The following is a 14,633-nucleotide window of genomic DNA, read 5'->3' on the forward strand; positions in this document are numbered from 1 at the left end:
CCCCTGATCAGCCCGGCTGCGCCACCCCGACCCGCTTCGCCGGGCTGATCAGGGGCGTCCCGCCATACCCATCCGGGGGGTCAAAGTTCGACGCCGATCCAGGGTCAATGTTCAACGCTGTTTGACATCCAGACCGCCTTCCTGCCCCTGGTGGGCGGCGTCGTCCTAGCCCTGATCCTCGCCCTGTTCCTCCGGGAGACCGGCACGGCCGAGCAGGTCCCCCTCGCGCAGGACGGCACGAAGCCTTTCGTCTCAGTCCTGGCGCCCGCCTGAGCGGCTTCAACCCAAATGCCTTCTCGAACGCCCTCACGCCCAAGGATGACCACATGGATGTCGCGGTCTTCAGCACCAAGCCGTACGACCGGCGTTTCCTCGACGCGGCGGTCGCGGGCCGCCACGCCCTGACCTACATCGATGCGCGGCTCGACCGGACCACGGCAGTCCTCGCCGAAAAGGCCCAGGTCGTCTGTGCGTTCGTCAACGACGCGGTCGACGCCGCCGCACTCGATACGTTCGCACAGCTTGGGGTTCGCCTCGTCGTCCTGCGGTCCGCAGGGTTCAACAACGTCGACGTCACCGCAGCCAAGCGGCATGGCATCGTCGTCGCCCGGGTCCCGGCCTACTCCCCCGAGGCCGTCTCAGAGCATGCCGTGGCGCTGATGCTGTCCCTCGACCGGCATATCCATCGTGCCTACTCCCGGGTTCGGGACGGCAACTTCGCCCTCGAAGGCCTACTCGGGTTCAACCTGCATGGCCGGACCGTGGGAATCGTCGGGACCGGCCGGATCGGCCTCGGCGTCGCCAGGATCATGCTGGGGTTCGGCTGCAAGGTCCTGGGATACGACGTAGAGCCGAGCCCGGCCTGCGAGGCCATGGGCGTCGTCTACCGCCCGCTCCAGGACCTGCTCGCCACCTCGGACATCATCTCCCTGCACTGCCCCCTGACGCCGGAGACGCACCATCTCATCGATGCGGCCGCCATCGGCGTGATGAAGCGCGGCGTGATGCTGATCAACACCAGCCGCGGCGCCATCATCGATACCAAGGCCGTCGTTGCCGGCCTGAACGTGGGGCGGATCGGACACCTCGGCCTCGACGTCTACGAGGAGGAGGAAGAGCTTTTCTTCGAGGACAAGTCCGACACGGTGATCCGGGACGACGTCTTCGAGCGCCTGCTGATGTTCTCGAACGTGCTCGTCACCGGGCATCAGGGCTTCTTCACGGTCGAGGCGATGACGGCCATCGCCGAGACGACCGTCGCCAACATCGACGCGTTCGAACGGACGGGACGACCGGTCCACGAGGTCCTCTGACCCCGCGGGGGCGCGTACCCTCACCAGTGGAGAACACCTTGATGCCCCACGTCACCCTGACACTCGCCCGCGGGCCGGCTTTCCCCGATGGAAGCGTCGACCGCGGCTACGAGATCGACGCGCCCCTCGACGCGGGGGGAGAGCTCGATCCGGTACTCTGGCGCGAGATGCGGGACTTTTGCCGCGTCCGCCGGTTCTGGCTCGGGGAGCCGTACCGCGACGGGCGCTTGATCCACCGGCAGGGTGGCTTCGGCGGAGGCACGTAGCTGATCGACTACGACGACAGGACGACGGATGACGACGAGCCTGGCTACCGGCTGGGCAGCCACCGTTTCGTCGAAGGCGAGTATCTCTCAATCAGCGAAGACGACACGATGCGGACCTTCAGGGTCGCCAACGTTCGTCGGTCGTGACGGTGCACCGGGAGCGGGTTCCGACGTGTATGGTCGTCCGCCTGCGTCGTCGAGGGTGCTATGGCCGGGGCCGGCGTCACCCGTAGGTGGCCGCCCCGACGGTCGCACAGGCGAGATCCTGTTCCCGTGATGCCTCGCCGTAGACGCCTATGGCACCAATGAGGGTGCCATCCCGCCGAAGGGGAATGCCGCCGCGCTCGTGGAACGCCGCGGTTCCCTCGCCTTCGACGACGGAGCAATAGAGGTCGTCCCCGGGCGGGGGCATGATCTCGCTGGGTTCGCCCGAAATCGCGGAAGCGACGGCCTTTCCGATGGCCCTCCGCGCGGTCATGCAGCCCGCTCCGTCCATCTTCGAGAAGGCGACGAGACGGCCCTGCGGGCCGCAGACCGCGACGCTCACGGTGATCCCGAGCCGGCAGGCCTCGGTGACGGCGCACCCGACGATTGCGGTCGCCTCCTCCAACGTAAGGTCGCGGTCATCGACCATGGAAACGCGGGCGTTCATGACCGGTCGTCCCGGGTCAGCATCCTGCGCCCGAGCGCCAGCAGCTGGCTGTCCGTCGCCGTCGAAAGGTCGATGGTCGCGGTCGCCACGACGCGTCCCTGTATCTCGTGGTGATGCTCGCGCAGGCGATCCGAGAGGACGGCCATCGCGCTGGCCTTGCCGGTCCCGTGGCCGACGATGGCCACGCGCGGCGCTCGTGAGACGGCCTCGGCGATGCGGTCGAAGTAGCCGAGGTCCTCGGGCGAGCGCTGGCCGCGATGGTTGCCGTCCTCCTTGTGGGAGAGATGGTGGATGTCGCCCTTCGGGTCGTAGGGCCGCAGGGTGGTCTCGATCTCGCCGCCCGCGGTCTCGGGATCGAGGCGATAGATCCGCGCCTCGTGGTGGTCGATGACGATGAGTGCACCGCTGTCGGCTGCGACCTCGGAGGTCTCAAGGATCTCGGTCGAGTAGGGCGACAGCCCGGCATCCTGCATCAGGTGGCGCAGGCGCTCGACCTCGCGCGGGTCCATGTCCTTGTCCCGCGGACGGAGGAAGGTCGCAGTCCGGCCGGCGACGGTGAAGCCCCACTTGTCGTCGCGCTTCTCCTCGGTGCTGCCGATCCGCCCGACGAAGGCCACCACCTCGCGCCATTCCAGGTTGTTGCTGGCAGGGTGGTGGAAGATCCGGCCGAGGAGGGTCCGGTCGTGACCGTGTATCAGGGCATTGATCATCGAAGGGGTTCCTGACGGACTCCGCACCGGGCGGCCTGCCCGGTGCGGTGGCGTGGGAGCTTCGCGGTTCGCTCAGACGACGCGGATGTCGTTGTCGACCGTCGTCGCGCCGGGGGCGCCCCAGGCCGTCCATCCGGCCAACTGTCGGTCGTACCAAGTGTGGACCGTGCCGCCGAGGTGGACGACACCGCCGTGGGCGGTGACGCTGATGGTTTTCGGGTCGTACCAGCTCCGATGAAGCGCCATGGTGATGTCGGCGCTGATGTCGGTCGCGTTCGGATGCGGGTTGATCGTGATCAGGTTCGTGATGCCGACCACGCCGAGCATCCCGCGGATGTCATGCTCCGCGGCCGCCCTCTGGTACTGCCACTCGACCTTGCCGGTGAGCGTGACCCAGCCCTTCTCGACCTTCACTTTCACCGCCTCGTCCGGAACGGAGACGTTCCAATCGAGGCGCTGCACCAGGGCGGCGGCGATCTGGTCGTCGCTTTTCCTAGCCTCGAACGGCAGGCGGACCTCGATCTCCTCGGTGACGGCACGGACGCCCTTGACGCGTCCGGCGGCCTTCTCGGCGGCGTGCTTCTCCATGTAGTTCTGCACGTGGCCGGTCAGGGTCACGACACCGTCCTTGGCGGTCACGCCGATATGGGCTGCGGTCACGCTCGGCTCCCAGCTAAGCTCGGCGAGGACGTTCGTCTGAAGCGTCTTGTCCATGGTCATGATCTGTTTCCTGGATCGTGGAGGATGCGGCCCGTCTCCGGCGGCGCCTGGCGAGGCCGGGTAGGAAGGGTGCGAGGCCCGTCGGCATGGGAACCGCCTCTTGGGTGTCCCGGCGGCAGGACGGTTCCGTCGGTGCCGATGGGACGGACCCTAATCGCCGGTCACATGGGGTCCTTGATCCAGCGCAAAGTCCGTCGGTGTCGATACGCGCATGCTGGCCATGACGTCGGGGTGGCCAAGACACTCGCCCCGGAAAGGACGGACTATGACAGGGTCGACCAGGATCGCGTACGCCGCCCTCGGGGCGCTTCTCGTCGGGACGACGGTCCAGGCGGCTCCCGCCGAGGAAACCCGCGCCCTGTCCAACGGCCCGAACATGCCGCGATCCGACGAGGTGGTGCCGAGCGATATCCGCCCGCAGGACCCACTCGCCACCGGAACGATGCGGAAACCCGACGCGCCAGTACCGAAGCCTCGGTGGTATGACCTCAGGCGGCCGCCTGTCCGCCCTCCGGGCCTCTAACGGCATCGCTGCCGAGGCGCGGACGATTGGGAGGACGGCAGGCACACTACTCACTCCCGGTCGTTCGCCTGTGGGCCCAGGCTCAGTGCGCCGACATCCGGGCGAGACGCGCCTGGTCAAGGAGGCGAACGCCCCCGGGCACGATCAGTAGGCAGCCGTCCCGGTCAAGGCGCGACAGGGTCCGGCTCACCGTCTCGATGGTCAGGCCGAGGTGGTCGGCGATGTCCAGGCGCCCCATCGGCAGTTCGAGGGTGACCGCGGATAGCCCGATCCGGACGTAGCGTTCCTGGAGCCCCACCAGGAACGCACCGATCTTCTCCTCCGCAGTACGCCGCCCGAGAAGCATCATCATATCCTTGGCCCGGGACAGTTCCTGTCCGGTGATCTCGTGCAGGTGCATCATCAGGCCGGGATGTCCGCAGATCAGGTCCTTGAACGCCAGCCGTTCGAACCGGCAAGCGGTGACCGAACCGAGTGCGTCCGCGGAGACGGCGAACCGGTCGAGCAGGGAAAGCCCGAGGAAGTCGCCCGGGAACGCGAAGCCGGTGACCTGCCGGCGCCCGTCCGGGAGGATGCGGTACAGGCGCAGCGCCCCCGAGGTGACGTTGAAGACCGAGCAAGCGGGCTCGTCCTGTCCGTACAGTGTCTCTCCGTGCGCAAGCGAGACGCGCCGGCTCAACGGCTCCAGGACATCGCGTTCCACCAGCGGCAGGGCCGCCGAGAGGCTGATGAGGCGGGCCTTTCCGACCCCGTTGCGAAGGTACGAATTCGGGATGGGCCGGTAGGGTGCGGGAATGACCGTAAGTGGATGGATCGACATGGCTCTGTCCTTCCGGTTCGGTAAGGCCTCGTCGAACGGCCAGGGAGATACGTCGCGTCAGCGACCGCGCCAGCGCTCGGTCGCACGGACACGCTCCGCATGCCGGGCGAGGTCGAGGAAGTCGTTCCGGGCACCCTCGTCGAGCTTGAAGGCGCGCTGCAGGACGCCGGCGGCCAATCGGACCGCGACGTCGTCCCAGGCACGACTGTCTTCCGCTCCGTCACGCACGGTCGTGACCGACTTGGCTAGAACGGAAAAGGCGTCGGCTCTGAACATTGTGACCTTTCGGAGAGGGAGATCCAGGTCGGTCTGTGCCTAAGTATAACGTGCATGAGGTGCCAGGGCGCGGAACCAAAAGCGCCGACCGGAGACGCAGTTTTGCTTACATCCCGAGACCAAGGGTCTATGTTCGCCACTCAATCGACCCGCAGGATCTCGCACAAGGGCGCCGTGGCCGAGAAGAGGACGCCAGCCGGGCGGTAATCGATCTCGGCGGTCCCGCCAATTTCGACCGCCAAGGCGCGTTCGATCATCCGGGACCCGAAGCCCGTCCTGGTCGGCGGAGCGACGGCCGGCCCCCCCGCCTCCTGCCAGGTGAAACGCAGCCGTTCCAAGCCGTCGACGTCGAGGATGTCCCACGTCAGCAGGACGCTTCCGGCCGCCGTGGACAGGGCTCCATATTTGACGGCGTTGGTGGCGAGTTCGTGCAGGGCCATGGCGAAGGCCAGCGCGACCCGCGAGGCGAGCTGGACGCTAGGCCCCTGGCACGTGAAGCGCCCCTCCTGGTCTGTCCCGAATGGGCGCAGCGCGACGCCGACGACCTCGCTTAGGGTCGCCCCCTCCCAGGTGTCGCGGATGAGCACGTCGTGCGCGGCCGACAACGCCAGGATGCGGGCGTCGAGGATGGTCTCGGCCTCTTCCAGGGAGGCGGACCTGCGGAGGGTCTGGCGGACGATGGACTGCACCGTCGCGAGGGTGTTCTTGACCCGGTGGGCCAGTTCCTTCGCCAGCAGGTCGCGGTGCGCCTCGACCCTCCTGCGGTCGGTGATGTCGAGCGAGATGCCGGCGATGGTCAGGGCCGTCCCGTCCGTTCGGTAGGAGGCATGTCCGCGGGCGTGTATCCAATGGACCGCCCCGTCCGGGTAGGTGATCCGGAATTCGTGGTCGTATTGCGTGTCCCCGGCGATGGCCGCCGAAACCGCTCCCTGCATGCGTCCCCTGTCCTCCGCGTGGACACCCTCGATCCAGGCCTCGTAGGTAAAGGGGGCGAGGGGATCGCGTCCGAAGTTCACCTTGCATCCCTCCGATGCGTCGAGCGACATCGTCGCGAGGTCGAGGGTCCAGGAACCGATGCGTCCTGCCTCCTGGGTGAAGCGGAGGCGCTCCTCGCTCAGGGCCAACGCGGCCGCATGCGCCTTCGCCTCCGTGGCAAGCCGGTCGAGGATCACCACCCCGTGCACGTCCGGGTCGCGGAACACGGCGGGCGGCGAACCAAGGATCGGAGGCGCTTCCACTCTTGTCCGAGGTCTCGCGCGGCGCTGTCCCAACGCGGAAAGGAACGATGTGACGGTCATGTCCGGCCTCGTTTCAGGCGGCTGCGGCGGGTGCGAGCGCGATGTCGAGATGGACCGGGTTGTGGAGGGTGTTCGCCGCCGGCGACCACAGGACCGTATGCCTGACGAGCGCCGCCAGTGCCTTTCGGGACGCATCGGCGTCCATCCTCACCGACACCCGGATGCTCTCGAAGCCGATGGTCCTCGGTTGCCGGTCGCCGTCGCCCCAGACCGAGGTCATGTGGATGTCGGCTTCGACGTCGAGTTCCAGCGAGCGGATCCGGATGCCCTGGGCGAGGGCGTTGGCGTGGATACCGATGGAAAGGCATGAGCCGAGGGCCGCGAGCAGGGCCTCGGAGGCGTTCGGGGCGCCGGCCTCGCCGAGTGGACCCTCGGGCGCGTGCTCCGTCACCGGCTGTGGCGGCAGGTCCCGGATGTAGTTGAGCTGGCTCAGCCTTCCTTGCGCGACAGTGCGGCAGCGCAGGGTCCGGACGGCGGTCGGGTCTGCCTTGCCCTGGTCGATCACCGTCTGGAGTTCGCGCTTGTCGATGGGTGCGGCGGCTCCAAGACCTGGTTTGACGGGTGGTGATGCCATCGAATTCTCCAGGGAGGAAATAGTGGCCAGGAGAATCCTCGGATGACGAAAATATTTCCTGCGTGGTTATTTCCTGCCATTCAGCATAGGCTCATCCGCGACGAAGTCGGCCACCAAAGCTGACGAGGAGGAATGCGAAAACGGATCGCGGGGAGCACATGCTGGACTGGGACGACCTGAGATTTTTTCTGACGCTCGTCCGGCACGGCAGCCTTTCAAGCGCCGCCAAGGTGCTTCACGTCTCGCAATCGACCGTGGGACGGCGCCTGAACTCGCTGGAGGCGACCCTCGCGGTGCGCCTGCTCAACCGGACCCCCGACGGCTACGTGCCGACGCTGGCCGGGAAGGAAGTCCGCGAGAAGGCCGAGCGTCTGGAAGCCGAGGCCTTGGCCCTTGAGCGGGATGTCACAGGCCGCGACAGCCGTCTACGGGGGCTGGTGCGGGTGACCTGCGCCGAGACGATGGCTGCCCACCTGCTGGCACCGAGCTTCGCCGGCCTGCACGCCAGGCATCCCGACATCATGATCGAGCTGATCCCCAACCCGAGGGAACTCAGCCTGGCGATGCGCGAGGCGGACATCTCGGTCCGCATGCGGCAGCCCGAGCAGAACGACCTCGTGGTGCGTCGCATCGGCGGCATCGCCTTCGGCCTCTACGCCACGTCGGATTACATCAGGGAACGGGGCGACCTGAACTTCGTCGAGGGCTGCCCGGACCATCACCTGATCACGCAGATGGAGGACAGCCAGGAGATGACGCAGTCGGCTTGGCTGACCGAGATGGCCTCGATGTCCCGTGTCGTCCTGCAGACGAGCAGCCACGAGGCCGCCGTGCAGGCCGCCGCCAGCGGCGGCGGGCTGGCTTGCCTCGCCCGTTTCCGAGGGGACGACGAGCCCCGGCTGATCCGGATGGACGTGCCGACGGAACCCCCCAGCGCCGACATCCTCCTGCTGGTCCACAAGGACAACCGCGACACGCCGAGGATACGGACGGTGCTCACGCACATCACGGAAAGCCTCCAGGCGCTCGCCCACCTCCTCCAGCCACCGGGCGCGAACGAGGAGGACGTGCGGGCCGTTGGCGCCTGATGGGCCGCCTTCACCCACCGACGTGGGCAGGCCTTGATCCAGAACAAAGTATCGAGGGAGCCGACGGGTCAAACCCGGGGGATGGACGGGGCGAGCAGTCTTTGGGCGCCCGACAACCCGGAACACGAACATGCAACGGCCAGCCAGATCCATCGCCCTCGGAGCGGTCCTTTCGCTCTCCCTGATGGCCCCGCTCCAGGCAGCCGAGGAGCCGAAGGCCGGGCCAATGGCGGATACGGAGGCCAAGCCGGCGCAGGTCTGCCTCGACCACCTCAAAGCGTTCGACGCGCAGATGGAAAAGGACGGCTACTGGCTGGGCGGGTCCGGCTACGGATACGGCTATCCCCTTGGCGGCTACTGGTTCGGCGGCATGGCCGGGAACAACGGCATGGCGATGGGCGCCGCGTCCGCGATGATGGGGTACGCAAACGCCCGCCCCGGATACGAGGTCCGGGTGCTCCTCTCCGCCGCCGACATCTTGGCGCGCCACGGTAGGCAGCAGCCATGCGAGGACGTGCTGCTCCAGATCCAGGCCAGCTACGACCGGTACAAGACCGGCATTCAGGGCCGTGACCTCCGGGTCGCGAACGCCCTGGGCTTCCGAAAGCAGGAGCTCTCGTTGGCGCGGCCAGTCTTGAGCCGGTCCGCCGCCTTCCGGTCGGACGACCTGCTCGGGAGCGAGGTGCGCACGCCGGGCAACGTGGCGCTCGGCAGCGTGGACGACATCGTCATGGGGCCCGAGGGCGGCGGGATCGCCTACCTCGTCATCGCCCGCGGCGGCGTTTTCGGCCTCGGCGAACGCCACGTCGCGGTCCCGTGGGACCGGTTCAAGGTCTCGCCCAACCTGAACATCCTCGTCCTCGATACGACCAAGGACGCCATGGACCAGGCTCCGCGTATCGTCGAGGGCCGGTTCGTCAAAGCGGAGCCGTTCTCCCTGCAGACGGCGAAGGCGGACGCCTATTGGGGCGCCGCCTCCAAGACCCCGCAGGTCGATTGAGAACACCCCCATCGGCAGGCCCGCCCTGCCGTCCGCATCCCACACCACGAATGGATCGCGACATGAGAACGACGACGGTACTGACTGCGACCTTCCTCGCCCTGACGACGATAACGACGGCGATGGCGCAAACGCCGATGGCACCTTCCACGGATGCCGCGGCGACGATGCGGGAGGCCGGGCGCGAGGCGAACGAGGCCGCCGATGCGGCCCGTGAGGCGGCCCGGCTCGCGATGCAGGCCTCGAAGGCGGCGGTGAAGGGTGCACCGAAGCAATCTGCCGACATGATCGGGAAGCTCGTCACCGACGCTGCGGAGGCCGCCAACCGGGCCGAGACGAAGATCGCCGCGGCCAACAGGGCGGCGGGGGTCTCGGCGAACGCCTCGATGCGCAAGGCCGCCGATTCCGCGCAGAAATCTGTGGAGGCGACGCAGGCGGCGGTGCAGAAATCACAGGATGCCGTCGCGGCCTCAATCAGCTCCAACATGGCGGCGATACGTCGGGCGGCATCCGGAGCGCGTGCATCCATCATTCGCGCGGCAGCGGCCACCGCGAACGCCGCCCGCGCCGCTCGCGAGGCCGCCAGGACGACCTGGGACCGCGACATGGCGCAGAGCCAGGTCCGCGGCTGACGAGGGCCGCACGCGGCTGATGGGCACCAAATCGGGGGAAGGGCGATGGCGATGAGCAAGATGGCACGGATCTGCGAGGAAGCCGCACACCAGCATGACCGGGCCGCCGCCCACTACCGGCATTCGGCCAAGCATCTTGCGAACGGAGAGCACGCCGCCGCCGCTAAGGAGCGGGACCTCGCCCTCGACCACTCGGAGAAGGCCCGGATCGACGAGGTCGGGCTCCGACCCGATGGCATCGTCTCCCACGAGCGCACGATGTCCGAGGCCGCCTGGCACTTCATGGGCTAAACGCCCAGGCCACCTTAGGATCCCACGCACCCCGACGAGAAAGCCCCGGTGCCCCCGAGTGGCCCGACCTTACTTTCCCGAACCCGTCACCGGCCCATCCCTTCTCAGGCCGATCGGCGCCCTCTGCCGGAGCCGTGCGGCGTGCCGAACTACGGGCCCGGAGGTCATACCCAGACAGCGGGCTTCAGAACAATGTCCGCTTACAGGCAGGCGGTGAAACGCGATGAGCGGCTGGGTTGGGTCGCAAGCCGAATGACCACTCTGGGTGGTAAGCGGTCGGTCAGCTTTTGTGCGCGAAGAACCAGAGTCCGGACACGAATGGATGCGCCGTATCGGCGGCGAACCATCCAAAAAACTCAGAGATCATCACCCTGCTAGAAGCTGATTGACGTTTAGTGCTGCATCTCTCGGAATTGCGAATAGTCGTATGGCATCCGAATGTCCCCGGATCGTGTGAAACCCTCGGTCGGTGAACCTTCTTACCGCCCCCTCACTTCCCTCGCTCTGCATGCGCCTGACAACAGCGTCCGTGATCAGGATCGAGGCCTTAGCTTCACGGCAGTGATGCTCGACGCGGCTCGCAACATTCACGGTATCGCCCAGGACCGTCAATTCGAGCCGGCTCTCGCATCCGACATCGCCGAGCACGACAGCGCCGTAATGGATGCCGATGGCAACGGCGACCGCTTCCAGTCCCGACGCCGCACGTTCATCGTTCCATGCCTGGAGCCTCGCCTGCATGGTCAGCGCACATCGTACGGCGTTCGTGGCACTCAGGTCGTTCACTACGGGCAGGCCAAATACCGCGATCAAACCGTCGCCCGTGAACTTGTCCACGGTGCCCTGGTGCTCGAACACACTGGCGCTCAAGGTGCATAGTAATTCACGAAGCATGGCGATCACGTCCTGCGGCTGCAGAACGCTGCAGAATTTCGTGAACCCGATCATATCGACGAACAGAACCGCGGCAGGCTCGTAGCGTGTCGTCGATAGCGCGATGTCGTTCGTAGCGATTTGCTCGACGATGGCAGGCGGAAAAAATCGAGCTAAGTTGTCTTTTTCCTTGCCGACCATGATTAGCCGCTCACGAGTGGCGATGTTTAGCAGAGCCAGTTTCGTCGTGATCGCAATGGCGGCGAGGCTGATCAATGTCCGGGCCGAGGCAGCACTATCCAGATCTGCTCCGTGAGTGATGATGTAGCTCAGGCCCGTTAGAAACGCACAGAACGCCGCAGTTCTGATCGTACCAAGGCGCTTAAACCAAAGGGTCGCCAGAACCACGACGACGCTATATAGAACAGCAACGGCGAAATGTAATGGACTCCATGTATCGAGTAGAAATATAACGATTGCGGATATAAAAACGTAACTCAACGAGGCGGAACCTCGAATAAATTCGAATACCCTTCCCTGCACACCTGCGAATCTCATCGGGGAGGAAACTTCAGACTGCACAGCAGATGCTCCCTCTGGATCGATCACAACCCAAATTACAGAAAAGCTAAATTCGCGATTATTTTGGGATTTCTTAATCCACAGACGCTCCCCGAGCAAGCTTTACAATTTTCTCGTACCGTCGATCTGAATGGGGACGGAATGACGGACATCTCGATGGGTCATGAGGCTTTGGTTGCCGCTCCGCTGCAGCGGGGCGACAGCTACATGACATCCATATGTCTCTTGCAGGGGTTCAGAATACCCGCCGCCGGTCTCAGCGTGCGATGAATCCGCCGTTGATGAACAGGGTCTGTGCCGTAACCCAACCGCTGCTCGGACCGGCCAAGAAAGCGATGAGGGGCGTGATCTCATCGATCTCGCCCAGGCGATTCTGGACGCTCATACCCTTCAGGAATTCAGTGGAATGCTCGGTTTCGGCCGGGTAGAAAAAGGACGTGTTCAAGGGACCCGGCGCGACTGTATTGACCGTGACACCCCGAGCGCCGATTTCCTTGGCCAGGGCACGGGTGAAATGTTCGAGGGGCGCCTTCGACCCTGCGTAGATCGAGTACAGTCCGGTGGTGGCGGCCTGTAGCGTCGTCCCTATGTTAATGATCCGACCGTGATCCGAGATGCGTTTCGCGGCCTCCTGCATGCAGAAGAAGGCAGCCTTGGTATTGACCGCGAAGCTTTGGTCGAAATCGTCCTCAGTGATCTCCACGAAGGGCTTTTTCACCACCTTGCCGACGGTGTTCACCACAATGTCCAGTTGTCCGAACTGACGGTCGATAGCATCGAAGAGTTCTGTCACTTCGCTGACCCGAGCAAGGTTCGCACTGACCAGGAGAGGGGTGCTGCCAAGGTGCTCGATCTCGGCGGCGGTCTCCTCAGCCTCGCCGCGCGAACGCTCGCCATGATAGTGAACCGCCACGCCGCGACAGCCATTCTGCGCTAGCATCACAGCATAGGCCCTGCCTTGGTTACGCGTTGCGCCAGTAACTAATCCGATCTTACCACTGAGATCCCCGCCTGAATTTGTATTTGTCATAGTCTTCCCTCTTTGTTGAGCAGAAGAAAACTAGCCGAAGCTCCCAAGCTTGGCTTTCAGAAATTGCGCGTTCGTAGTAGAAGCCGCGCATTCCGGACGGAAAGCGATCATGGATCAACTCGACCAGCCTGGCTTTCCCGACGTCGCCACCGCCGAAGATCCCGTGCCGAACTGGGGGCGGCTCGTCCGAACGGATTTCGGCACGGCGGCGTGGAATAAGCGAGATGCCGGGGAGATCAGCCAAACCATTCCCCATCATTTGGTATTGTTCTCGTTCGCGCCATTCGCAAATCGCGAGACGCGGTTAGGTGGGACGAGGATACGCACTGCGTCCGCCACCAGCGGGATGTGCGAGATCGTGCCTGCTGGTGCGGATTACTGGGCGCGATGGCACGAGCACAAGGAGGTCGCGGCTTTCGCCCTGTCGGAACGCTGGCTCGATAAGGTGGCGCAAGACAGCTTCGACTTGCCATCAGCAACCGTCATGTCAGACGCATTACCGGTCCTGGATCGCCGTGTGGCCATTCTAGGCGAAATGCTCCGTGACGAGCTCCGATGCGACGCCGATACGGGCATGCCAGACCTGCAATTGGACTCGCTGTTGAACCTTTTGGGGTTCCACTTGCTCAAGCAATATGGCGCCCGCAGCGTAAAACAGGTCGGTGCCGGTTTGTCCGATCGACAGTTCAGGCGGCTGCGGGATTACATGTCTGCGAATTTTGCCGGTACCGTGAAGCTTGACGACATCGCGAGCGTTGTCGGTCTCTCGTCCAGCCAATTGCTCCGCACCTTCCGGCAGCGCACTGGCACGAGCCCTCATCAGTACCTTACCCGCATGCGTCTCGATCATGCGCGTACACTCATCCTCGGTGGACCCATGACTCTGGCAGAGATCGCTTTGACATGCGGGTTCTCTAGCCAGAGTCACCTGACATCCGTGATGCGTCGGGAGGACGGCCTAACACCAGGGGCACTGCGTGCCTGAAGCTGCTCGTGGAGGTCCTTTGAGCGGTTTCGAGACCTTGCTTTCGCCTGTGCATCGAACGTCTTCTTTTGGATAATTCGAAGGGCGCGATGGATGGCCAGGTTGGGTCGGACGCGGTGGGGCGGCTTCTCAACCTGGCAGCTCCGAGACGCACATTTAAAACGTCGAGCCAATACTGCGCTGGCCACGTTCGCAGCGCCCTTTCTCTCCCGGCCGGCATCTGCCGGTTGGGAGATGAGAAATGGGACATTCAGAGTACGACCCAGCCTTCAAGAATCGCCGACCGTGGAATGCAGGACGGAAGCTGGGCGCCAAACGCCCTCTCAAACCACAGCAGGTTTGGGCCATTCGCTTCTGGCTCGACGGAGAGCGGCGTGTACGCGACCGCGCTATGTTCGACCTCGCCATCGACAGCAAGCTGCGCGGTTGCGATATCGTCAAATTGAAGATCGGTGAGCTCGTGAGCGGCGGGCATGTACGCGCGCGCGTCATCGTCGTTCAGCGAAAAACTGGGCGGCCTGTTCAATTCGAATTGCTGGAACCAGCACGTACCAGCATTCTAACTTGGCTGGGGTGCCGAGGGGGCGGGCTCGACGATTACACCTTCCCGAGCCGGATCGACCACGAGGCTCACATAAGCACCCGGCAGTACGCCCGACTGGTGGATGAATGGGTCACGGGCATCGGGCTACGGCGCGAAGACTACGGTACGCACTCTCTGCGCCGAACAAAGGCGGCGTTGATCTACAAGCGAACCGGCAACCTACGCGCGGTGCAAATCCTGCTCGGGCATACCAAAATTGAGAGTACGGTACGCTATCTCGGCGTGGACGTTGAAGACGCGCTCGCTTTGGCGGAAGGGACTGAAATATGAAGCCCGGCCTCCTCGGCGGCAACGTCGAGGAGGCCATGAAGTCTCTATGACCGCAGCGCGTCCGGTGCAGTCGTTTGCCCCGTCAAGATAATGTCTTGGATATAGACGTTCTCTGACCAACCCCGC

At 64.8% G+C, this 14,633-nt stretch carries 17 protein-coding genes and 1 pseudogene; 9 read left to right on the top strand and 9 right to left on the bottom strand.

Annotated features, from left to right (window positions below; translation table 11 throughout):
- The first annotated feature begins 150 nt into the window (after nucleotides 1-150).
- From FV226_RS28995 to FV226_RS18075, 3 genes and pseudogenes are all read left to right on the top strand, one after another.
- Nucleotides 151-273, top strand: a complete 123-nt coding sequence (locus FV226_RS28995) for a hypothetical protein (RefSeq protein WP_281406044.1) — start codon at nucleotides 151-153, stop codon at nucleotides 271-273.
- Between the two features lie 53 nt (nucleotides 274-326).
- Nucleotides 327-1,313 (top strand): 2-hydroxyacid dehydrogenase, encoded by a 987-nt coding sequence (locus FV226_RS18070; protein WP_147763975.1) that lies wholly within the window; start codon nucleotides 327-329, stop codon nucleotides 1,311-1,313.
- 41 nt (nucleotides 1,314-1,354) lie between these two features.
- Nucleotides 1,355-1,726: pseudogene (locus tag FV226_RS18075) on the top strand (hypothetical protein).
- A 76-nt stretch (nucleotides 1,727-1,802) separates the two neighbouring features.
- On the opposite strand, the gene FV226_RS18080 reads toward FV226_RS18075, so the two are convergent.
- From FV226_RS18080 to FV226_RS18110, 7 genes are all read right to left on the bottom strand, one after another.
- On the bottom strand, nucleotides 1,803-2,231 hold the full coding sequence (locus FV226_RS18080; protein WP_147763976.1) for a heme-binding protein: 429 nt from the start codon (nucleotides 2,229-2,231) through the stop codon (nucleotides 1,803-1,805).
- Nucleotides 2,228-2,941, bottom strand: a complete 714-nt coding sequence (locus FV226_RS18085; protein ID WP_147763977.1) for a hypothetical protein — start codon at nucleotides 2,939-2,941, stop codon at nucleotides 2,228-2,230. The genes FV226_RS18080 and FV226_RS18085 overlap by 4 nt, the downstream gene beginning before the upstream one ends.
- A gap of 72 nt (nucleotides 2,942-3,013) precedes the next feature.
- Entirely contained in the window at nucleotides 3,014-3,661 is a 648-nt protein-coding gene (locus FV226_RS18090) for a BON domain-containing protein (RefSeq protein WP_147763978.1), read from the bottom strand.
- Between the two features lie 605 nt (nucleotides 3,662-4,266).
- Nucleotides 4,267-5,004, bottom strand: a complete 738-nt coding sequence (locus FV226_RS18095; protein ID WP_147763979.1) for a cyclic nucleotide-binding domain-containing protein — start codon at nucleotides 5,002-5,004, stop codon at nucleotides 4,267-4,269.
- Between the two features lie 57 nt (nucleotides 5,005-5,061).
- A complete protein-coding gene (locus tag FV226_RS18100) occupies nucleotides 5,062-5,280 on the bottom strand; it encodes a hypothetical protein (RefSeq protein ID WP_147763980.1) in 219 nt (72 codons plus the stop codon).
- Between the two features lie 140 nt (nucleotides 5,281-5,420).
- Nucleotides 5,421-6,518 carry a sensor histidine kinase gene (locus FV226_RS18105; RefSeq protein ID WP_187278788.1) on the bottom strand — a complete coding sequence of 366 codons (1,098 nt, stop codon included), beginning with the start codon at nucleotides 6,516-6,518 and terminating at the stop codon, nucleotides 5,421-5,423.
- A gap of 73 nt (nucleotides 6,519-6,591) precedes the next feature.
- Nucleotides 6,592-7,152, bottom strand: a complete 561-nt coding sequence (locus tag FV226_RS18110) for an OsmC family protein (RefSeq protein ID WP_147763982.1) — start codon at nucleotides 7,150-7,152, stop codon at nucleotides 6,592-6,594.
- A gap of 158 nt (nucleotides 7,153-7,310) precedes the next feature.
- On the opposite strand from FV226_RS18110, the gene FV226_RS18115 reads away from it, so the two are divergent.
- From FV226_RS18115 to FV226_RS18130, 4 genes are all read left to right on the top strand, one after another.
- Nucleotides 7,311-8,240 carry a LysR family transcriptional regulator gene (locus FV226_RS18115; protein ID WP_147763983.1) on the top strand — a complete coding sequence of 310 codons (930 nt, stop codon included), beginning with the start codon at nucleotides 7,311-7,313 and terminating at the stop codon, nucleotides 8,238-8,240.
- Between the two features lie 130 nt (nucleotides 8,241-8,370).
- The gene (locus FV226_RS18120; protein WP_147763984.1) at nucleotides 8,371-9,240 is read left to right on the top strand and encodes a PRC-barrel domain-containing protein; all 870 of its coding nucleotides are present in this window, start codon (nucleotides 8,371-8,373) and stop codon (nucleotides 9,238-9,240) included.
- A gap of 62 nt (nucleotides 9,241-9,302) precedes the next feature.
- Nucleotides 9,303-9,872 carry a hypothetical protein gene (locus FV226_RS18125; protein ID WP_147763985.1) on the top strand — a complete coding sequence of 190 codons (570 nt, stop codon included), beginning with the start codon at nucleotides 9,303-9,305 and terminating at the stop codon, nucleotides 9,870-9,872.
- Nucleotides 9,873-9,923: 51 nt separating this feature from the next.
- Nucleotides 9,924-10,163 (top strand): hypothetical protein, encoded by a 240-nt coding sequence (locus FV226_RS18130; protein ID WP_147763986.1) that lies wholly within the window; start codon nucleotides 9,924-9,926, stop codon nucleotides 10,161-10,163.
- Nucleotides 10,164-10,529: 366 nt separating this feature from the next.
- Here FV226_RS18130 and FV226_RS18135 read toward each other — a convergent pair whose 3' ends face one another.
- Complete coding sequence (locus FV226_RS18135; RefSeq protein ID WP_147763987.1) at nucleotides 10,530-11,717, bottom strand: adenylate/guanylate cyclase domain-containing protein; 1,188 nt, start codon at nucleotides 11,715-11,717, stop codon at nucleotides 10,530-10,532.
- A 157-nt stretch (nucleotides 11,718-11,874) separates the two neighbouring features.
- On the bottom strand, nucleotides 11,875-12,648 hold the full coding sequence (locus FV226_RS18140; RefSeq protein ID WP_056093234.1) for an SDR family oxidoreductase: 774 nt from the start codon (nucleotides 12,646-12,648) through the stop codon (nucleotides 11,875-11,877).
- A 109-nt stretch (nucleotides 12,649-12,757) separates the two neighbouring features.
- Here FV226_RS18140 and FV226_RS18145 point away from each other — a divergent pair, with 109 nt between their 5' ends.
- Both FV226_RS18145 and FV226_RS18150 read left to right on the top strand, forming a co-directional pair.
- The gene (locus tag FV226_RS18145; protein ID WP_056093231.1) at nucleotides 12,758-13,633 is read left to right on the top strand and encodes an AraC family transcriptional regulator; all 876 of its coding nucleotides are present in this window, start codon (nucleotides 12,758-12,760) and stop codon (nucleotides 13,631-13,633) included.
- Nucleotides 13,634-13,874: 241 nt separating this feature from the next.
- Nucleotides 13,875-14,507, top strand: coding sequence for a tyrosine-type recombinase/integrase (locus FV226_RS18150; protein WP_147763988.1), 633 nt, complete (start codon nucleotides 13,875-13,877; stop codon nucleotides 14,505-14,507).
- Nucleotides 14,508-14,633: the final 126 nt, after the last annotated feature.

Source organism: Methylobacterium sp. WL12, assembly GCF_008039475.1.
GTDB lineage: Bacteria > Pseudomonadota > Alphaproteobacteria > Rhizobiales > Beijerinckiaceae > Methylobacterium > Methylobacterium cerastii.

Bases quoted from the DNA above. Each gene is read 5' to 3' on its own strand.
- FV226_RS18070 (WP_147763975.1), top strand. From the start codon at position 327: ATGGATGTCGCGGTCTTCAGCACCAAGCCGTACGACCGGCGTTTCCTC.
- FV226_RS18115 (WP_147763983.1), top strand. From the start codon at position 7,311: ATGCTGGACTGGGACGACCTGAGATTTTTTCTGACGCTCGTCCGGCAC.
- FV226_RS18080 (WP_147763976.1), bottom strand. From the start codon at position 2,231: ATGAACGCCCGCGTTTCCATGGTCGATGACCGCGACCTTACGTTGGAG.
- FV226_RS18150 (WP_147763988.1), top strand. From the start codon at position 13,875: ATGGGACATTCAGAGTACGACCCAGCCTTCAAGAATCGCCGACCGTGG.
- FV226_RS18090 (WP_147763978.1), bottom strand. From the start codon at position 3,661: ATGACCATGGACAAGACGCTTCAGACGAACGTCCTCGCCGAGCTTAGC.
- FV226_RS18095 (WP_147763979.1), bottom strand. From the start codon at position 5,004: ATGTCGATCCATCCACTTACGGTCATTCCCGCACCCTACCGGCCCATC.
- FV226_RS18130 (WP_147763986.1), top strand. From the start codon at position 9,924: ATGAGCAAGATGGCACGGATCTGCGAGGAAGCCGCACACCAGCATGAC.
- FV226_RS18145 (WP_056093231.1), top strand. From the start codon at position 12,758: ATGGATCAACTCGACCAGCCTGGCTTTCCCGACGTCGCCACCGCCGAA.
- FV226_RS18125 (WP_147763985.1), top strand. From the start codon at position 9,303: ATGAGAACGACGACGGTACTGACTGCGACCTTCCTCGCCCTGACGACG.
- FV226_RS18140 (WP_056093234.1), bottom strand. From the start codon at position 12,648: ATGACAAATACAAATTCAGGCGGGGATCTCAGTGGTAAGATCGGATTA.
- FV226_RS18085 (WP_147763977.1), bottom strand. From the start codon at position 2,941: ATGATCAATGCCCTGATACACGGTCACGACCGGACCCTCCTCGGCCGG.
- FV226_RS18110 (WP_147763982.1), bottom strand. From the start codon at position 7,152: ATGGCATCACCACCCGTCAAACCAGGTCTTGGAGCCGCCGCACCCATC.
- FV226_RS18100 (WP_147763980.1), bottom strand. From the start codon at position 5,280: ATGTTCAGAGCCGACGCCTTTTCCGTTCTAGCCAAGTCGGTCACGACC.
- FV226_RS18120 (WP_147763984.1), top strand. From the start codon at position 8,371: ATGCAACGGCCAGCCAGATCCATCGCCCTCGGAGCGGTCCTTTCGCTC.